This window comes from Saccharospirillum mangrovi (assembly GCF_003367315.1).
Taxonomy (GTDB): domain Bacteria; phylum Pseudomonadota; class Gammaproteobacteria; order Pseudomonadales; family Natronospirillaceae; genus Saccharospirillum; species Saccharospirillum mangrovi.
This window is the reverse complement of record NZ_CP031415.1, coordinates 3,545,595-3,563,376: the sequence shown is the minus strand read 5'-3', so window position 1 is coordinate 3,563,376 and position 17,782 is coordinate 3,545,595. Positions and strand designations below refer to the sequence as shown.

17 protein-coding genes are annotated in these 17,782 nt (G+C 57.3%); 8 read left to right on the top strand and 9 right to left on the bottom strand.

The annotated features are described in order from the left end of the window. Positions 1 to 48: 48 nt before the first annotated feature. Entirely contained in the window at positions 49 to 273 is a 225-nt protein-coding gene (locus DW349_RS16700) for a DUF2798 domain-containing protein (RefSeq protein WP_108124319.1), read from the bottom strand. A 121-nt stretch (positions 274 to 394) separates the two neighbouring features. On the opposite strand from DW349_RS16700, the gene DW349_RS16695 reads away from it, so the two are divergent. Together DW349_RS16695 and DW349_RS16690 are read left to right on the top strand one after the other, a co-directional pair. Then, a complete protein-coding gene (locus tag DW349_RS16695) occupies positions 395 to 1,096 on the top strand; it encodes a 2OG-Fe(II) oxygenase (RefSeq protein ID WP_108124318.1) in 702 nt (233 codons plus the stop codon). Then, complete coding sequence (locus DW349_RS16690; protein ID WP_108124317.1) at positions 1,083 to 1,973, top strand: DNA-3-methyladenine glycosylase 2; 891 nt, start codon at positions 1,083 to 1,085, stop codon at positions 1,971 to 1,973. The genes DW349_RS16695 and DW349_RS16690 overlap by 14 nt, the downstream gene beginning before the upstream one ends. Positions 1,974 to 1,977: 4 nt before the next feature. On the opposite strand, the gene DW349_RS16685 is transcribed toward DW349_RS16690, so the two are convergent. Both DW349_RS16685 and DW349_RS16680 read right to left on the bottom strand, forming a co-directional pair. After that, positions 1,978 to 2,382 (bottom strand): GNAT family N-acetyltransferase, encoded by a 405-nt coding sequence (locus DW349_RS16685; RefSeq protein WP_108124316.1) that lies wholly within the window; start codon positions 2,380 to 2,382, stop codon positions 1,978 to 1,980. Further along, positions 2,379 to 2,996: an HAD family hydrolase gene (locus DW349_RS16680; protein WP_108124315.1), complete on the bottom strand. Its 618-nt coding sequence runs from the start codon at positions 2,994 to 2,996 to the stop codon at positions 2,379 to 2,381. The genes DW349_RS16685 and DW349_RS16680 overlap by 4 nt, the downstream gene beginning before the upstream one ends. 58 nt (positions 2,997 to 3,054) lie before the next feature. On the opposite strand from DW349_RS16680, the gene DW349_RS16675 reads away from it, so the two are divergent. Both DW349_RS16675 and DW349_RS16670 read left to right on the top strand, forming a co-directional pair. Next, on the top strand, positions 3,055 to 3,861 hold the full coding sequence (locus DW349_RS16675; protein ID WP_108124314.1) for a TatD family hydrolase: 807 nt from the start codon (positions 3,055 to 3,057) through the stop codon (positions 3,859 to 3,861). 15 nt (positions 3,862 to 3,876) lie between these two features. After that, positions 3,877 to 4,977 (top strand): AbrB family transcriptional regulator, encoded by a 1,101-nt coding sequence (locus DW349_RS16670; protein ID WP_108124313.1) that lies wholly within the window; start codon positions 3,877 to 3,879, stop codon positions 4,975 to 4,977. A 49-nt stretch (positions 4,978 to 5,026) separates the two neighbouring features. Here DW349_RS16670 and DW349_RS16665 read toward each other — a convergent pair whose 3' ends face one another. From DW349_RS16665 to DW349_RS16640, 6 genes are all read right to left on the bottom strand, one after another. After that, entirely contained in the window at positions 5,027 to 5,755 is a 729-nt protein-coding gene (locus DW349_RS16665; protein WP_108124312.1) for a 16S rRNA (uracil(1498)-N(3))-methyltransferase, read from the bottom strand. A gap of 3 nt (positions 5,756 to 5,758) precedes the next feature. Beyond that, positions 5,759 to 6,703, bottom strand: coding sequence for an N-acetyl-gamma-glutamyl-phosphate reductase (gene argC / locus DW349_RS16660; protein WP_108124311.1), 945 nt, complete (start codon positions 6,701 to 6,703; stop codon positions 5,759 to 5,761). A gap of 26 nt (positions 6,704 to 6,729) precedes the next feature. Next, entirely contained in the window at positions 6,730 to 7,563 is an 834-nt protein-coding gene (metF, locus tag DW349_RS16655) for a methylenetetrahydrofolate reductase [NAD(P)H] (RefSeq protein WP_108124310.1), read from the bottom strand. 80 nt (positions 7,564 to 7,643) lie between these two features. Next, a complete protein-coding gene (gene ahcY / locus DW349_RS16650) occupies positions 7,644 to 9,044 on the bottom strand; it encodes an adenosylhomocysteinase (RefSeq protein ID WP_108124309.1) in 1,401 nt (466 codons plus the stop codon). Between the two features lie 68 nt (positions 9,045 to 9,112). Continuing rightward, a complete protein-coding gene (gene metK / locus DW349_RS16645; protein WP_108124308.1) occupies positions 9,113 to 10,267 on the bottom strand; it encodes a methionine adenosyltransferase in 1,155 nt (384 codons plus the stop codon). Positions 10,268 to 10,297: 30 nt separating this feature from the next. Beyond that, the gene (locus DW349_RS16640) at positions 10,298 to 11,278 is read right to left on the bottom strand and encodes a metalloregulator ArsR/SmtB family transcription factor (RefSeq protein WP_108124307.1); all 981 of its coding nucleotides are present in this window, start codon (positions 11,276 to 11,278) and stop codon (positions 10,298 to 10,300) included. 247 nt (positions 11,279 to 11,525) lie between these two features. Here DW349_RS16640 and tkt point away from each other — a divergent pair, with 247 nt between their 5' ends. The 4 genes from tkt to DW349_RS16620 all read left to right on the top strand — a co-directional run bounded on the left by tkt (position 11,526) and on the right by DW349_RS16620 (position 17,782). Next, entirely contained in the window at positions 11,526 to 13,517 is a 1,992-nt protein-coding gene (gene tkt / locus DW349_RS16635) for a transketolase (protein WP_108124306.1), read from the top strand. Between the two features lie 388 nt (positions 13,518 to 13,905). Continuing rightward, on the top strand, positions 13,906 to 14,937 hold the full coding sequence (locus DW349_RS16630; protein ID WP_108124305.1) for a BMP family lipoprotein: 1,032 nt from the start codon (positions 13,906 to 13,908) through the stop codon (positions 14,935 to 14,937). A gap of 161 nt (positions 14,938 to 15,098) precedes the next feature. Further along, the gene (locus DW349_RS16625; RefSeq protein WP_162824658.1) at positions 15,099 to 16,652 is read left to right on the top strand and encodes an ABC transporter ATP-binding protein; all 1,554 of its coding nucleotides are present in this window, start codon (positions 15,099 to 15,101) and stop codon (positions 16,650 to 16,652) included. Next, positions 16,649 to 17,782, top strand: a complete 1,134-nt coding sequence (locus DW349_RS16620; RefSeq protein WP_108124303.1) for an ABC transporter permease — start codon at positions 16,649 to 16,651, stop codon at positions 17,780 to 17,782. The genes DW349_RS16625 and DW349_RS16620 overlap by 4 nt, the downstream gene beginning before the upstream one ends.

Below are 17,782 nucleotides of genomic sequence, written 5' to 3'. Positions count from 1 at the left end.
AGCGCCGTCGAAATGCGCGCTCAGTGTATCACGCTGTGTGTTTGAACCTCAGCGGTGCAGGTAGGCGGTCAGCGCTTGCAGACGTGGTGCGCCGAGCAGAATCAGCACGAAGGCAATCGGCCAGGCGACGATAAAGGCGTGGCCCCAGGCACTCAGGTAGTCCGCGCTGAAACCGATGTTGGACCAGGTGACCAGGGCGGTCATCAAAGTGACCATATAAACCGACATCAGCAGTGGAAAGGTGAAGTGCCGCAGTGATTTGTGGACGCGCATGAACGAAGCTCCTGACCAGAATCGCCCTATGATGGGGACACTGAATTACAGCGCAAGGTGCGGATAGCATTTGAGACGCTGGTTGTTATGGTCGGGGCATTGAAACCCCCGGAGCCCGACAATGGCCGTTACGTTAAACCGCTACGACTGGAATGCCCTGGCAGCGGAACTCGACACCCAGGGCAACGCCGTTTTACCGGCGCTGCTGAACGCAGACAGTTGCCGGGCATTGCGCGAACGTTATGCACAGCCCGATGGTTTTCGCAGCACAGTGGTGATGCAACGGCACGGTTTTGGGCAGGGCGAATATCGGTATTTTCGCTACCCGTTGCCGGATGAATTGGCGACGCTGCGCGCTGAGTTGTATCAATGGCTGGTGCCGTTGGCGAATCGTTGGACGCAGCGGCTGGGGTTTGCGCATCGCTACCCGGCCGAGCACGCCGATTTTATTGACCAATGCCACAGCGCCGGTCAGCATCGGCCGACGCCCTTGTTGTTGCGTTATCGCGCGGATGATTTCAATTGCCTGCATCAGGATTTATGCGGGCCGCTGGCGTTTCCGTTGCAACTGACGGTGATGCTGTCGCAGCCGGGCGACGATTTTACCGGCGGCGAATTCACGCTGGTTGAGCAGCGACCGCGACGCCAATCACGCGTCGAAGTGGTGCCTTTGAATCGTGGCGACGCGGTGATTTTTCCGGGCCAGTTCCGACCCAATTCAGGCGTACGTGGCGACCATCGTTTAACCTTGCGCCACGGCGTCAGTCGGGTGCGATCCGGCGAACGTTTTACCCTGGGAATTATTTTTCATGACGCCGAATAAACGTCTGACTCTCGAACTGCCGAATAATTTTCAGCGCAATGGTTTTATCGCCTTTCACAACCGCGATGGCGAAGCCATTGCCGAGCGTTGCAGCGATGATTCAGTCACCAAGGCCCTGTTGTTGAACGGCGAAGCGATCACCCTGCACTTTCAGTTTGCAGCATCGCAGGTGCTAGTTGAGGCGTTCGGGGTGGCCATCCGTGAACCCGAATTGAAAAATATTGCGCAAAAAATGCTGGGCTTAAACCAGAGTGCCGACGCCTTCGAAGCGCAATTTTCCGATCATCCGGAACTGGGTGCCTTGTTAAAACAACAAAGCGGTTTGCGCGTGCCGCAATCGGCCACGCCATTTGAAGCGTTGGTGTGGGCCATTGTTGGGCAGCAGATCAGTGTGATCGTGGCGATCAATATTCGGCGGCGCTTGATTCAGGCGGTCAACCAAACCGCACCGGAAAACTTGCTCGCCTTCCCGGATGCCGATGCCATCGCAAAATTAAGTGATGATGAATTAAAAAACTGCGGTTTTTCGCGTGCAAAAATTATCGCCATTCGTAATTTGTGCGCCGCCGTTTTGTCGAACGACATTAACTTGAATGCAGATGGTTTATCGCTCGATGTTGAAACCCTGTCGGCACAATTATTGGCACTGAAAGGCATCGGCCCCTGGACGGTCAGCTATGCGTTGTTGCGTGGTTTTGATTGGCTGGATGGTTCACTGCATGGCGATGTGGCGGTGCGCAAAAACCTGGGTCAATTATTGGCGTTAGCAGCAACGCCCGATGCCCAGTTCACCGAACACTGGCTGGCGCAATTTTCGCCCTGGCGTGCTTTGGTGGCAGCGCATTTGTGGGCCAGAGCGAACGCGGCGGGTTATTGAAACATCAATACAGTTTGTACATGCCCAGGCTGGCTGGCCCGGTCTGTTGGTAGCCGAGTTTTTCATAGAAACCGGGTTTGTCAGCAATTAAACAAACGTAGCTTCCTGTTTCCACCACGCCGTCTAAATAGTGCTCGACGCGCTGCATAATGCCTTTGCCCAGGCCCTGACCTTGATGGTCGGGTGCGACGGCGATATCAACAATCTCGAAGTTGCAGCCGCCATCGCCGATCACACGACCCATGCCAACCAAACGGCCCGATGAATCGCGCACACAGATCGCATAGAGCGAACCCGGTAAGCCTTTCTCGGCGGCCGCAGCCGATTTCGGCGAAAGCCCAGCGGCCACTCTGAGCGCGCAGTATTCTTCGACGCCGGGTGTGGTTTCTTGCCAGTTTAATGTGGTCATCCAAATACACCCTGTTCTTTAAGTACCCGCCGAATATCTTCCGGCCCAAATACTTGTTCGGCATTAATGCCGATGGCGCGTGCGGCCTCAACGTTATGAATGCCATCGTCGAAAAACCAGCACTCTTCCGGTTGGGCATTCAGCGCGTTTAAAACGGCGCGATAAATTGCCGGGTCGGGCTTCATCAAGCCGAAGTCGAGGCTGGTGAATGGACGGTCGAGCAGTGGCCAGATGGTGTTGCGTTCTTGCACCATCGCCAGATGGCAGGGGTTGGTGTTGCTGAGCAGACTGAGGGTGTAGCGGCCGTCGGCTTTGAGGTCTTTGAGCAGCGGCACGGCGTCGTCGAAGTCCGCATCGAGCATGGCGCGAAAACGGTTTTGAACGTCGTTGCGGCTGAGCGGAATCTGGAATTCGTCAATCAACGCATCGGTGAAGGCGTCGAAATCGAGCTGGCCGGTTTCGAAAGCGTGGGTTGATTGGGCGCTGCCCCAGAGGGCGTGAATCTGCTCGAACGGTACATCCCGCCCCAGCAACAAACTGGCCTGCTGATGCCACTGTAAGCGGATCAGCACGCCGCCCATGTCGAAAATCAGATGTTTGATGGGTGTGGTCATGGCGTCCTTCGACTTTGGTCACTACACTGGGCCGCCCATGCTCAACAGAGCCATCAATATGAGCCGCACCAAGCGCGATATTCCGGTTTTTTCCCACCCCATCATCGAGACACATTGCCATCTTGATTACCTCAAGGACGCCGAACTGCGTCAGATTCTGGATGAGGCCCAGGCGGTGGGCGTGGAGCGTATCGTAACCATAGCGGTGGAGCCGGACAATCTGGCGCGGGTGCGCGATCTGATTGAAGAGCACGACATCGTTTACGGCACTCAGGGTATTCACCCGCATGAAGCCGACCATTACACCGCCAACACCGACGCTGAACTGCGCGCCCACGGCAGCGATGCCAAAGTTGTCGCCATCGGCGAAATTGGTCTGGATTATTACTACGACCATTCCGACCGCGCCAAGCAGCGCCAAGTGTTTGCCGACCAGTTGAAGATTGCCTGCGAGCTGGATAAACCCGTGGTCATTCACACCCGCGATGCCGACGAAGACACCCAGGCGATTCTGGCCGAATACGCGCCGCACCTGAAACGCAAAGGCGTGATTCACAGTTTCACCTCCGGCATCGACCTGGCGCAGTTCTGTTTGGAGCAGGGTTTTATGCTCGGCTTCAACGGCATCATTACCTTTAACAAAGCCGAGAACGTGCGCGAAGTATTGGCGGCGACACCGATTGAGCAATTGGTGGTGGAAACAGATTCGCCGTTTCTGACGCCGGTGCCCTATCGCGGCCAGGAAAATGCACCGAAGTTTTTGCCGTTCGTGATCGAAAAAATCGCTGACGTGAAACAACTGCCGGTCGATCAGGTGTTGAAACAGAGTTACCACAACGCCCAGCGCTTGTTTGGCTGGGCCTGAGACATTGCATTCTGAATGACGAAATTGGCCAACTGGGCGGTTGTATTCGTTAAGCGCTGGGGCTTGCTGCTGCTGATATCGGTGGCCTTTGCGGCGCTGTTGGAAGTGCTGGGTTTGCCCGCTGCCTTGCTGCTCGGGCCGATGATCGTCGGCATCGTCTTCAGCCTGAAAGGCAGTTCGCTGCGCATCGGCAAGCTGGGCTTTTATGCTGCCCAAACCATGATCGGTTGTCTGGTTGCGCGCAGTTTGGAAGCGGACGTTCTGTTCGACTTCTTCCACCGCTGGTGGTTATTCCTTTCGGTCACTTTGTTAGTGCTGGGCATTGCGGCGGCGCAAGGTTGGGTGCTGGCGCGCAAACAGGTGTTGCCCGGTACCACGGCCATTTGGGGCACGCCGCCGGGCGCGGCCTCGGTGATGGTGATTCTGTCGGAAAGCGGCGGTGGCGATCCGCGTTTGGTCGCCTTTATGCAGTATCTGCGCGTGCTGATGGTGGCCGGAACGGCGTCGGTGGTTGCGGCGATCACAGCGTCGCATTCGGGCGTGTCGGTCACCAGCGCGGCCTATTGGTTCCCACCGTTCAATCTGATTGCTTTGCTGGAAACGCTGGCGATTGCTGCGTTCGGCGGTTGGCTGGGCATCCAACTGAAAATCCCCGGCGGTGCCCTGCTGACGCCGTTGGCGATTGGCGGTGCCTTAACGTTGAGCGGCGCCGTTGAACTGGTGCAGCCGCCCTGGCTGCTGGCGGTCAGCTATATGGTGCTCGGCTGGCGTATTGGCCTGGGTTTTACGCTGGCGGTGGTGCAATACGCCATGCGTGCTTTCTGGCGCATTTTGTTTTCGATTTTATTGTTGATGGCGCTGTGCGGAGTCTTGGCGATCGGGCTGGTGTTCTTTTTCGATATCGATCCGCTGACGGCTTACTTGGCAACCAGCCCGGGCGGGCTGGACAGCGTAGCCATTATTGCGGCGTCGACCGATGTGGACATCGGTTTGATTATGACGTTTCAGACGTTGCGGTTTTTGTTGGTGTTGGTGGTGAGTCCGATGCTTGCCAGGACGTTGGCGAAGCGGTTGTTGGTGGACGCTAAACGGGAGACGCCAGACGGGAGACGCTAGATACGAACCGTCGCCTTTGGCTTCGCTAACTGGCGTCATGCGTCTCCCGTCACAAAAAATCGCCCCAACGCTGCTGCAACAACGCCAACATCACCACCGGCGCGGTTTCGGTGCGCAGCACGCGTGGGCCAAGTTGCCAGCTTTGGAAACCGGCTTTGGTGGCGGCGGTCACTTCCAGGTCGGTCAGGCCGCCTTCGGGGCCGATCAGGAAACTGACTGAAGCGGGCGACGCTTCGGGAAAATTCGGTTTTTCCGCGCTGGTGTGCAGCACCAGTTTCAGCGCGCTGTCTTGAGCAGTAACCCATTCTTCCAGACTTTGAATCTCGCCCAGTGCGGGCAGCCGGTCCTGTCCGCACTGTTCACAGGCCGACGCCAATACGCCCTGCCAGTGTTGGATTTTTTTCTCTTGCCGGTCGGCTTTCAGTTTTAAATCGCAGCGTTCGCTGTTCAACGGTGTGATGGCGCTGACGCCGAGTTCGGTAGCTTTTTGCAGCGCGTAATCGAAGCGGTCGCCTTTCGACAGCACCAGTCCCAAATGGGTGTGCAACGGCGATTCGGTTTGGCTGGGCAGGGCGTCGAGAACCTTGACGGAAGCGTCGCGTTTACCGACTGCCACCAACTCGGCACGAAAGCGTTGGCCGCGGCCGTTGAACACTTCCAGCGCTGCGCCATCGCTCATGCGCAGTACGCGCACCAGATGCCCAAAGGCACCTTCGGGTAGCGCCAGTTGGTGGCCGCTGGTGTCGGCGTCAGGAAGATAAATTCTGGGGATGCGCATGGTTCAGCGCAGGCCGGTGGTTTCGTCCAGGCCCAGACGCAGGTTCATGTTCTGCACCGCTGCGCCGGACGCGCCCTTGCCTAAATTGTCGAGCCGGGCCATCAGCATGATGCGGCCATCTTTGGCGAACACGAACAGTTCGACTCGGTTGCTGTCGTTGCAGGCGGTCGGGTTCATAAAGCCGCCGTCGTCGAGGTGGGATTCGTCGTTCAGTGGCATCAGTTGCACAAAGGCTTCGCCGCTGTAGGCGGAGGCCAGGCACTGATGAATCTGCTCGGCGCTGCCGTTCAGCAGGCGCTCGTGCAACGGCACTTCGACGATCATGCCTTGTTCGACATTGGCGACGGTGGGTACAAACACCGGCGCGAATTCAAAGCCGGGGATGCGCTGCATTTCCGGCAGATGTTTGTGGCTGAGGTCGAGGTTTTTTGGTCGTGCGGCGGCGTCGCCAACGGCGCGGCCGGTCTTGCTTTGATAGTCGGCAATCATCGCTTTGCCGCCACCGCTGTAGCCGGTGATGGCGTGGACGTTGATCGGGTAGTCGGTCGGCAGCAGGCCGGCTTTGACCAGCGGCGTGGTCAGCAAGGTCATGCCGGTGGGGTAGCAGCCGGGGTTGGCGATGCGGTTTGCTGAACGCAGTTGTTCACGCTGGCCGGGCAGTTCCGGTACGCCATAGACCCAACCCGGTGCGACCCGATGCGCGCTGGAAGCGTCGATGATGACGGTGTTGGGATTGGTCACCAGGCTGACTGCTTCGCGCGCGGCGTCGTCCGGCAAGCACAGAAAGACGACTTCAGCCTCGTTCAGATATTGCTGGCGCAGGTTTTGGTCACGGCGTTGGTCTTCGTCAATGCTGAGCAATTGAACGTCCGGGTGTGCGTCCAGCCGTTGCTGAATTTGCAGGCCGGTTGTTCCGTACTGACCGTCGATAAAAACGCTGTGTGCCATGCTGTGCCTTTGTGAAACGTCGTTGCTTAGCTGAGCTGATCGAGAATCGCTAATGCCGGCTCGGCTCGGTTCAGGGTATAGAAGTGCAGACCCGGCGCGCCGCTGTCGAGCAATTCGCGGCACAGGATGGTAACCACTTCCTGGCCGATGGCGGTGATGCGTTGGCTGTCATCGCCGCAGGCTTCGAGTTGCTTGCGCAACCAGCGCGGGATGTCGGCACCGCAGGCATCGGAAAACCGGATCAGGCTCGATACGTTGGTGATCGGCATGATACCCGGCACGATGTCGATGTCACAGCCCCGCTGCCGCACCTGCTTGACGAAATGCCGGTAGGCGTCGGCGTTGTAGAAATACTGGGTAATCGCCCGGTCGGCACCGGCCTTGGCCTTGGTGATGAAGTTGCCAATGTCGGTATCGAAGTTCGGCGCTTGCGGATGCATTTCCGGGTAGGCCGCGACTTCCAACTGGAAAGTGTCGCTGTAATGCGCGCGGATAAAGCGCACCAGATCGCTGGCGTAACGGAAATCGCCACCGGTGCCGCCCATGCCCGATGGCAAGTCGCCACGCAGCGCGACAATGCGACGAATGCCCGCGTCGCGATAGCGATTGAGCAATTCGATAACGGTCGCTTCGGTGGTACCGATGCACGACAAGTGCGGCGCACTGGGCACACCGCGCTGATTCAATTCAATAACGGTCTGAATGGTGCGTTCCTGAGTGGAACCCCCAGCGCCATAAGTGACGGAAAAAAATTCCGGATTCACGGCTTTTAATGCGGCGTGTTCTTCGAGCAATTTTTCATAGCCGGCTTCGGTACGCGGCGGGAAAAATTCAAAGCTGACAGGAACGGAAAGGGACATTGTTTGGACTCTGTCGAAAGACGCGAAGCGGGAGACGCTAACCTGCGTCAAGCGTCTCCCGTCCAGCGTCTGGCGGTGTTTTAATATTTATAATCGTTCGGTTTGAACGGCCCTTCGACCGGTACGCGAATGTATTTGGCTTGCTGGTCGGTCAGGCGCGTAATGACGCCACCGAAACCACGCACCATTTCGGCCGCCACTTCTTCGTCGAGTTTTTTCGGCAGTACTTTCACGTACAAATTCTTGGCTTTTTCCGCTGCTGGCAGATCGGCAAATTTCTGTTCGTACAGATACATTTGCGCCAGCACCTGGTTGGCAAAAGAACCGTCCATCACACGGCTCGGGTGGCCGGTGGCGTTGCCCAGATTCACCAGTCGACCTTCGGCCAGCAGAATCAAAAAGTCGCTGGTATCGTCGCTGCGATAGATCTGATGCACTTGCGGTTTCACTTCATCCCAACGCCAGGTTTTGCGCATAAAGGCGGTGTCGATTTCGTTATCGAAGTGACCGATGTTGCACACCACGGCACCTTTTTTCAGCGCGGCCAGCATGTGTTTGTCACACACATTGGTGTTGCCGGTGGTGGTGACGATAAGGTCGGTGTTGCCCAGCAATTCGGTGTTGATGCTGGCGACGGTGCCATCGTTCTGACCGTTTTTGTACGGCGAGACGACTTCGAAACCGTCCATGCACGCCTGCATGGCGCAGATGGGGTCGATCTCGGTGACGCGCACGATCATGCCTTCCTGACGCAAGGACGCCGCCGAACCTTTGCCGACGTCGCCGTAGCCAATCACCAGCGCTTTTTTACCGGCCAGCAGGTGGTCGGTGGCGCGTTTGATGGCGTCGTTCAGTGAATGACGGCAGCCGTATTTGTTGTCGTTCTTCGATTTGGTGACCGAATCGTTGACGTTGATTGCCGGCACTTTCAAGGTGCCTTCGTCGAGCATTTCCAGCAGGCGATGCACGCCGGTGGTGGTCTCTTCGCTGATGCCGTGAATGTCGTTCAGCAGTTGCGGGTATTTGTTGTGCACCATCTCGGTCAGGTCGCCACCGTCGTCGAGAATGATGTTGGCGTTCCAGGTTTCCGAGCTGCCTTTTTCGGCCAAAATGGTTTGCTCAATGCACCACAGAAATTCTTCTTCGGTTTCACCTTTCCAGGCGAACACCGGAATGCCGGCGGCGGCGATGGCGGCGGCAGCGTGATCCTGCGTCGAGAAAATATTGCACGATGACCAACGCACTTCGGCACCGAGTTCGACCAGGGTTTCGATCAGCACGGCGGTCTGAATTGTCATGTGAATGCAACCCATGATGCGCGCGTCTTTCAACGGTTGTTCGGCTTTGTATTTGCTGCGCAACGCCATCAGCGCTGGCATCTCGCTTTCAGCGATGGCGATTTCTTTGCGGCCGTAGCCGGCCAGGTTGATGTCGGCGACTTTGTAGTCGCTGAAGTTTGAAAGGTCAGTTGCTGCGGTCATGGGGTTCTCCTGTTGGACGCCGGCGCGAGGGTCGGGGTTCGCGCCGGCTGCCGAAACTGTGTTTGCGATTAGAGGTTAGCGCCTTTCTTCAGGGCGTCGACTTTGTCCAGATTTTCCCAACTGAAGCCGTCGCGGCCGAAGTGACCGTAGGAGGCGGTTGGGCGATAAATCGGGTTGAGCAGGTCGAGCATTTCGACGATGCCGCGTGGGCGCAGGTCGAAGTGTTCGCGCACCAGTTCGGCAATCAGGTTTTCATCGACCTTGTTGGTGCCGAAGGTGTTGATCGAAATCGAGGTTGGTTCGGCGACGCCGATGGCGTAGGAAACCTGGATTTCGCACTTGTCGGCCAGGCCGGCCGCGACGATGTTTTTCGCCACGTAGCGACCGGCGTAAGCGGCGCTGCGGTCCACCTTGGATGGGTCTTTGCCCGAGAAAGCGCCGCCGCCGTGACGTGCCATGCCGCCGTAGGTATCGACGATGATTTTACGGCCGGTCAGGCCGCAATCGCCCACCGGGCCGCCGATGACGAAGTTGCCGGTCGGGTTGATGTGGAACAGGGTTTTGTCGTGCAGCCATTCGGCCGGCAAGGTCGGCTTGATGATGTGCTCGAGCACGGCATCGCGCAGGTCGCCCAGGCTGATGTTCGGGTCGTGTTGGGTTGACAGAACGACGGCATCGACGGCCACCGGCTGGCCGTTTTCATAACGCAGCGTGACCTGGGATTTGGCGTCCGGACGCAACCACGGCAGGGTGCCGTTTTTGCGCAGCTTGGCCTGGCGTTCGACCAGACGGTGCGAGAAGTAAATCGGCGCGGGCATAAAGGCATCGGTTTCGTTGGTGGCGTAGCCGAACATCAGGCCCTGGTCGCCGGCGCCCTGATCTTTGTTGTCGGCTTCGTCGACGCCCATGGCGATGTCGGCGGACTGTTTGCCGATGGCGTTCAGGACGGCGCAGGAATCGGCGTCGAAACCGACGTCGGAACTGGTGTAACCGATGTCGCGGATGACGCCACGGACGATGTCTTCCAGGTCGACGTAGGTGTTGGTGCGCACTTCGCCGGCGATGATCGCCATGCCGGTTTTCACCAGCGTTTCTACGGCGACGCGGGCGTGTTTGTCTTCACTGAGAATGGCGTCCAGAACGGCGTCGGAAATCTGGTCGGCCATTTTATCCGGGTGGCCTTCGGAGACCGATTCGGATGTAAACAGGCTGTATTCGCTCATTGCTTTTCCCTCGAGCTGATGGTGATTAAGTCAGGCCGCCGCGGTTGCCGTGCGTCGGTCTGGTTGTTCGTGATTCATGCCCGGCTTGCGGTACAACTGCGTCTGTACCTGAAAGCCGTTGCGCAATGCCAGAAAGCGGCCGGTTTCGTGAATCAAGCCGGCGGCTGTGGCCCATTGGTGCAATTCTTCCGGTTCAAAGCCGAGCCACTGGTCGCCGCATTCGCTGTAGGCCCATTCCTGATCGTGACGACACAGATCGGTCACCACCAGCAGGCCGCCTGCTTCTATTAAGGCGGCGCATTGTTGCAGTTCCTGCGCTGGCTCCGGCACGTGGTGCAATACCATGTTATAGACCACCAGATCGTAATGATGGCCTTCGGCGACCAGAGCGGCGGTATCGCCTTCACGCAGTTCAATGCCGGCGAGGCCATCGGTCAGGCCGCGTGCCTGGTCGAGCATGGCGCTGGAAATATCGACGCCAGTGACCGAATCAAAACGGTCGTGCAGGGCGCGTAGAAATTCGCCTTTGCCGGGGCCGACTTCCAGTACGGTCTGGTGATGGTCGCGACGAGCGTTATCGACCAGTTCCAACGTTTCCGGTCCGTATTGATGAAACAGAGCAATACGTTCTTGATGCAATTCCAGTTCATCAGCGTGGCTGGCGAAAAACGCCTGGGCCGCTTGCAGCCGGGCGGCGCGGATGTCGTCGAGTTTCGCCGCCAGTGAGTCCGGCAGAGGGTAGCCATCGAGCGTGCGGAACAGATCCTGTTGCAGGCCTAATTGATTGGTCAGCGAGCGGCGGTAGTAGATGGAGTTGCCTTCGCGCCGACCTTCCACCCAGCCGGCCGTGGCAAGAATTTTCAGATGGTGGCTCATGCCCGATTGTTTGACCTCGAGCAGATCGCTTAATTCAAGCACGCCGAATGCCCCGTAACCCAAAACCTGCAATACGGTCACACGGGTCGGGTCGCCCAGGGCTTTGAAGAAGACGGGCAGTTGCTCAAGGTTCATGGGCGGCAAGACTAGCAGCGGTTCCGGGCTTTCTCAATGTCTATATCAATAAATATTGATATAGATTTGATAGGTAGGTTGCGTGGCCTGAGGCTGCGCCTTTCTGCTATTATTTCGCGGCTCATAATAAGTGACTTGTGATGCCTGCCTTGGCCGATACCGTCACTTTTTGGGACAATCCGTTACCCTTCGGGAGACTTCCCGGACACGTCGCTCGAACAACAAACGATTAACCGAGGATGTATTAATGCCGTCACGCAGTGATCTCGCCAACGCGATCCGCGCTCTGAGTATGGATGCGGTGCAAAAAGCCAATTCCGGTCACCCTGGCATGCCGATGGGCATGGCCGACATCGCCCAGGTGTTGTGGTGCGACTATCTCAAGCACAACCCGACCAACCCGCATTGGTATGATCGCGACCGCTTTATCCTGTCCAACGGCCACGGCTCCATGCTGCATTATTCGTTGCTGCATCTGAGCGGTTACGACCTCGGTATTGAAGACCTCAAACAATTCCGGCAATTGCATTCACGCACGCCAGGCCACCCTGAATACGGCTATACCCCGGGTATTGAAACCACCACCGGTCCGCTCGGTCAGGGCTTGGCCAACGCTGTTGGTTTCGCGCTGGCGGAAAAAACGCTGGGTGCGCAGTTCAACCGCAAAGGCCACGCCATTGTCGATCACCACACCTATGTGTTCCTGGGTGATGGTTGCCTGATGGAAGGCGTTTCTCATGAAGCGGCGTCGCTGGCTGGCACTCAAGGTCTGGGCAAACTGATTGCCTTCTACGACGACAACGGCATTTCCATCGACGGTGAAGTGGAAGGCTGGTTCACCGACGACACCGTCAAGCGTTTCGAAGCCTACGGTTGGCAAGTGATTCCGCGCGTTAACGGCCACGACCCGGAAGAGATCAAACAGGCCATCGAAACCGCGCGCGACAACACCGATCAGCCGACGCTGATTTGCTGCAAAACCATCATCGGTTTTGGTTCGCCTAATAAAGAAGGTAAAGAAGCCAGCCACGGTGCGGCGCTGGGTGCCGACGAAATCGTACTGACTCGCGAAAAACTGGGCTGGAAATACGGCGCGTTTGAAATCCCGCAAGACATCTACGACGCCTGGGATGCGCGCGGCAAAGGCCGTAAAGCGGAAACCAGCTGGAACGATGCCTTCAAGGCCTATCAGAAAGCCCATCCGGAATTGGCGGCTGAATTCGAGCGGCGCCTGAGCGGTGAGCTGCCGGCTGATTTCGCGCAATTTGCGGCAACGTTAATCAAAGACGTTGATGCCAAAGGCGAAACCATCGCCAGCCGCAAGGCGTCGCAGCAGTCCATCGAAGCCTTTGCGCCCAAGCTGCCGGAAATTTTTGGTGGCTCAGCCGACCTGGCCGGTTCCAACTTAACCTTGTGGAGCGGTGCACGCGGTGTCAGCCAGGCTGAACCGGATGGCAACTATTGCTTCTACGGCGTGCGTGAATTCGGCATGACCGCCATCATGAACGGTTTGTCGTTGCATGGCGGTTTCCGTCCGTACGGCGCTACCTTCCTGATCTTTATGGAATACGCGCGCAATGCGGTGCGCATGTCGGCGCTGATGAAACAGCCGGTGATTCACGTCTACACCCACGATTCCATCGGTCTGGGCGAAGACGGCCCGACGCACCAGCCGATCGAGCAACTGGCCTCATTGCGCCAGACCCCGAACCTGGAAACCTGGCGTCCGTGCGATACCGTGGAAACCACCATCGCCTGGAAAAACGCCATTGAGTCGAAGGACCATCCCAGTGCACTGATTTTCTCTCGTCAGGCGCTGGCGCACCAAAAACGGACAGCGGCGCAGATTGCCGATGTCGAAAAAGGCGGTTACATCCTGCGCGACAGCGACGGCACACCGGCGATCATTCTGATCGCCACGGGTTCAGAAGTAGGCCTGGCGATGGACGCCGCCGAACAGCTGGCAGCCAAAGGCGTTTCGGCGCGCGTCGTTTCCATGCCCTGCACCGAGCGTTTTGATGCTCAGGATGCGGCCTATCGTGAAGCGGTGTTGCCGACAGGCGTTAAGCGGGTTGCCATCGAAGCCGGTATCGCCGACTTCTGGTACAAGTACGTTGGCCTCGATGGTGCGGTGCTGGGCATGACCAGCTTTGGCGAATCGGCACCGGCGGGCGATCTGTACAAGCATTTCGGCCTGACCGTCGATGCCTTGGTTGAGCGGGCGCAATCCATTTTGTAAAACCGCAGCGCCGACCGACACTTGGTCAATAAAATGCCCCGGGACTCCGGGGCTTTTTTATGGCGCCGACGGCGCGACTTTCTGGCGTTTTTCTCGTTTGTCAGCGAGTTCGAATCGGTCAATAAATAACCGCTCAAACACAAAGGCTGACAAGCCCGTGTATGGCGGTTCGGCTTTTGCATAACGTGGCTTTTGCGCTCTGTCTCAATGCTGGATTCTGCGGCTGTATCGCGGGTTTAGCTGTGTATAATGCAGGCGTTTGTTAAGCAGGGTCTTCGGGGGTTGACCGATCGGTCAGCTATGCCTAGAGTGCTCCCAAGGGTCCGGGTCGGGCCAGTTGGGCGTATGCAAAACAACCATAACATTAATCGCTGATAGGGGATTCTCCATGAAAGGTATGTTCAAGGTCGCTACTGCGACGGCCGTATTAGGCGCAGTTTTGGTGGCGGGTTGCTCATCCGATAGCGACGAAGAGCAGTCCGCAAGCTTTAGCCCGGCTGTGATTTACGACACCGCCGGTAAGTTCGACAAATCATTCAACGAAGCGGTTTTCCGTAACGGTGTTGAAGAGTTCAACACGGACCACGACGGCGTTACCGTATCTGAATTCGAACCGCAAAACGAAGAACAGCGTGAGCAAGGCCTGCGTCGTCTGGCCAGCAACGGCAACAGCCCGATCGTAGCTGTCGGCTTCAACTTCTCGTCTTCCATCGAGAAAGTTGCCACCGAATTCCCGGATACTCAGTTCGCCATCATCGACTCTGTGGTTGACCTGCCGAACGTTCAGTCGATCGTCTTCGCTGAGCACCAAGGTTCTTTCCTGGTTGGCGCTCTGGCAGCCATGGCCAGTGAAAACGGTGCTGTTGGTTTCGTCGGCGGTATGGACATTCCGTTGATCAGCAAATTTGCTTGCGGCTTTGAGCAAGGCGCCAAGTACGTTAACCCGAACATCGAATACTTCGAGAACATGACCGGTTCCACTCCGGCTGCGTTCGCCGATCCGGCACGTGGTTCTGAGCTGGCCAAGTCACAAATCTCTCAAGGCGCTGACGTGATCTTCGCAGCAGCTGGCGGTACCGGTATCGGTGTTTACCAGGCGGCGGCTGACGAAGGCGTTTACGCCATCGGTGTTGACTCCAACCAGAACTACCTGCAACCGGGCACCATGCTGACTTCCATGGTCAAGCGCGTCGGTGTTGCGGCTTACCAGACTTGGGAAGAAGCTCAAGCCGGTAACTGGGAAGGCGGCATCAAGGTGCTGGACCTGTCTGCAGGCGGTGTTGACTGGGCGCTGGACGAATTCAACCAAGACCTGATTCAACCGGCTTGGGAAGAGCGTATGGCTCAGATCCGTCAAGCGATCATCGATGGCGACATCGACGTGTACGACTACACCACCACTGGCAGCTGCGATTTCTAATCCAGCCGACCGTTGGTCGAAAAGCACTCGCCTGTAAGCGGGTGCTTTTTTGTTCGGCCCTGACCCGTCTTCCACCCCCGACGCGCCAGGGCCTGTCCTTCCGCTAGATAACGATTACCGGGTGACCCATGACTCCCCCCGATTCAGCTTCTGACTCTGCCATGGAATTGGCCTTGGAACTGCGTGGCATTGATAAACGTTTTGGCGACGTTCATGCCAACAAAGACATCCATCTTCAGGTCCGACAAGGCACCATTCACGGCATCGTGGGTGAGAACGGTGCCGGCAAGTCGACGCTGATGAGCATCATCTATGGCTTTTACGCCGCCGATAAAGGCGATGTTCTGGTCGATGGTCAGGTGCTCGACATCAAGGATTCCAAAACGGCCATCAACGCCGGTATTGGCATGGTGCACCAGCACTTCATGCTGATTCAGAATTTTACCGCCCTGGAAAACGTCATCCTGGGTGCCGAAGACGGCTTCACCATCGACGCCAGTCTCGACAAAGCCCGCCGTGAAATGGAGCGGCTGGCCGATGAATATCAATTGAGTGTGCCGCTGGATGTGCCGGTGGAAGAATTGTCGGTTGGCTATCAGCAGCGCATCGAAATTCTTAAGGCGCTGTATCGTGGCGCGCGCATCCTGATTCTCGACGAACCAACCGGCGTGTTGACGCCGCAGGAAACCGACCATCTGTTTAAAGTGTTGGCGTCGCTGAAAGAACAAGGCACGACGGTAATTTTGATCACCCACAAATTGCGCGAAATCATGGCGGCCACCGATGAAGTATCGGTCATGCGCCGCGGTGAAATGGTGGCACATCTGAAAACCGCCGACACCAATCAGGAAGAACTGGCCGAATTGATGGTCGGTCGCAAAGTACTGTTGCGGGTGGAAAAAGGCGAAGCTGAGCCAGGCGAGGTCAAGCTGGCGGCGCGTCACATCAGCCTGACCGACAGCGTTGGCGTGAAGCGTTTGAACGATGTGTCTTTTGAGGTTCGTGCCGGAGAAATCGTCGGCGTCGCCGGGGTGTCTGGCAATGGCCAGTCTGAGTTGCTCGAAGCGCTGGCGGGCATCCGCAACATTGACGAAGGCGAAATTTATCTCAACGGCCAGACCATCACTCCGCAGGATTCGCTGGATCCGGAAAAAGTACGTCACGCCGGTGTGGGCCACATTCCCGAAGACCGTCATCGCATGGGTCTGATCAACGCCTTCTCCGCGTATGAAGCCTTCGTGCTGGGATATCACCGCGACGGCCTGTACAACAAAGGCGTACTGATGAGCCCGCAGGCGATGATCGACGATTGCCAGCAGAAGATGAATAGCTGGGACGTCCGTCCGCCGAATCCGTTATTGAAGACCGCCAATTTTTCCGGCGGTAACCAACAAAAACTGGTGATCGCCCGCGAAGTCGAACAAGGCCACGATGTGATGCTGATCGGCCAGCCGACGCGTGGTGTCGACATTGGTGCCATCGAATCCATCCACAAACGCATTCTGGAAATGCGCGATGCCGGCAAAGCCATTCTGCTGGTGTCGGTTGAACTCGATGAAATTCGTTCGCTGGCAGACCGCATTCTGGTGATGTTCGACGGCATCATCGTCGGCGAAGTGCCGGCCGACAAAGCCGACGAACGCACCCTCGGTCTGATGATGGCTAACATCGTTCCCGATCACATTAAGGCGCTTCAGGCGGAGGTTTCAGCATGAGTCAACAGCGCATCCCCGCCTGGATCACCGTCGGTGTTATTCCGGTCACCAATGTTCTGATTGCTGCCATCGCCGCTGGCCTGGTGTTTTTGTATCTGAACATCAACCCGCTCGACGCATTGCAGTCGATGGTGTCTGGTGCGTTCGGCAGCGGTTACGGCTGGGGTTACACCCTCTATTACATGACCAGTTACATCTTCACCGCCCTGGCAGTTGCGGTCGCATTCAAGTGCGGGCTGTTCAACATCGGTGGTGAAGGTCAGGCGTACATCGGCGCATTGGGCGTTGGTCTGGTGTGTTTGGGATTGGGCGGCCATGTGCCGTTCATCGTGCTGTTGCCGATCAGCATTATTGCGGCGGCTGTATTTGGCGCGCTGTGGGCGTTAATACCGGCCGCATTGCAGGCGTATCGCGGTTCACACATCGTAATCACCACCATCATGTTCAACTTCATTGCTGCTTCGTTGATGAATTATCTGCTGGTTTATTTCCTCAAGCCGGTTGGCACCATGTCGGTGGAAAGTGCGGTGTTCGATGCAGCCAGCTGGATTCCGAAGATTCACGAAATACTGGCGGTGTTCGGCATTCGCATGGCCGCCTCGCCGTTGAACCTGACCATTGTCTGGGCGTTGATCGTCGCCTTTGCTGTCTGGGTGTTCCTGTGGCGCACCCGCTGGGGTTATGAAATCCGTTCGGTGGGCAGTAACAGCAGCGCGGCGCGTTACGGTGGTATCAATATTCCTCGCGTTGTCATCCTGACCATGCTGGTGGCTGGCGCACTGGCCGGCTTTATGGCGTTGAACGTGGTGCAGGGCCAGGCGCATCAGATCAAGCTGAACCTGGTCAACCAGATGGGCTTCACCGGCATCGCCGTGGCACTGATGGGGCGTAACCATCCGTTCGGTATTGTGCTGGCGTCGCTGATGTTCGGATTCCTGACGCAAGGCGGCAGTGAGTTGCAGTTCGAATACGCCGTCGATGCGCGCATTGTTGTGGTGTTGCAGGGTCTGGTGATTCTGTTCTCCGGCGCGTTGCAACACATGATGAAGCATCCGATTGAGCGGCTTTATCTGAACTACGCACGGCGACGCAACAGCGCCAGCGACGAACAGCACGCAGCGGAGGCCTGA

Excerpts from the sequence above, each read along its gene's own strand:
- DW349_RS16700 (WP_108124319.1), bottom strand. The coding sequence starts at position 273 with ATGCGCGTCCACAAATCACTGCGGCACTTCACCTTTCCACTGCTGATG.
- DW349_RS16695 (WP_108124318.1), top strand. The coding sequence starts at position 395 with ATGGCCGTTACGTTAAACCGCTACGACTGGAATGCCCTGGCAGCGGAA.
- DW349_RS16690 (WP_108124317.1), top strand. The coding sequence starts at position 1,083 with ATGACGCCGAATAAACGTCTGACTCTCGAACTGCCGAATAATTTTCAG.
- DW349_RS16685 (WP_108124316.1), bottom strand. The coding sequence starts at position 2,382 with ATGACCACATTAAACTGGCAAGAAACCACACCCGGCGTCGAAGAATAC.
- DW349_RS16680 (WP_108124315.1), bottom strand. The coding sequence starts at position 2,996 with ATGACCACACCCATCAAACATCTGATTTTCGACATGGGCGGCGTGCTG.
- DW349_RS16675 (WP_108124314.1), top strand. The coding sequence starts at position 3,055 with ATGAGCCGCACCAAGCGCGATATTCCGGTTTTTTCCCACCCCATCATC.
- DW349_RS16670 (WP_108124313.1), top strand. The coding sequence starts at position 3,877 with ATGACGAAATTGGCCAACTGGGCGGTTGTATTCGTTAAGCGCTGGGGC.
- DW349_RS16665 (WP_108124312.1), bottom strand. The coding sequence starts at position 5,755 with ATGCGCATCCCCAGAATTTATCTTCCTGACGCCGACACCAGCGGCCAC.
- argC (WP_108124311.1), bottom strand. The coding sequence starts at position 6,703 with ATGGCACACAGCGTTTTTATCGACGGTCAGTACGGAACAACCGGCCTG.
- metF (WP_108124310.1), bottom strand. The coding sequence starts at position 7,563 with ATGTCCCTTTCCGTTCCTGTCAGCTTTGAATTTTTCCCGCCGCGTACC.
- ahcY (WP_108124309.1), bottom strand. The coding sequence starts at position 9,044 with ATGACCGCAGCAACTGACCTTTCAAACTTCAGCGACTACAAAGTCGCC.
- metK (WP_108124308.1), bottom strand. The coding sequence starts at position 10,267 with ATGAGCGAATACAGCCTGTTTACATCCGAATCGGTCTCCGAAGGCCAC.
- DW349_RS16640 (WP_108124307.1), bottom strand. The coding sequence starts at position 11,278 with ATGAACCTTGAGCAACTGCCCGTCTTCTTCAAAGCCCTGGGCGACCCG.
- tkt (WP_108124306.1), top strand. The coding sequence starts at position 11,526 with ATGCCGTCACGCAGTGATCTCGCCAACGCGATCCGCGCTCTGAGTATG.
- DW349_RS16630 (WP_108124305.1), top strand. The coding sequence starts at position 13,906 with ATGAAAGGTATGTTCAAGGTCGCTACTGCGACGGCCGTATTAGGCGCA.
- DW349_RS16625 (WP_162824658.1), top strand. The coding sequence starts at position 15,099 with ATGGAATTGGCCTTGGAACTGCGTGGCATTGATAAACGTTTTGGCGAC.
- DW349_RS16620 (WP_108124303.1), top strand. The coding sequence starts at position 16,649 with ATGAGTCAACAGCGCATCCCCGCCTGGATCACCGTCGGTGTTATTCCG.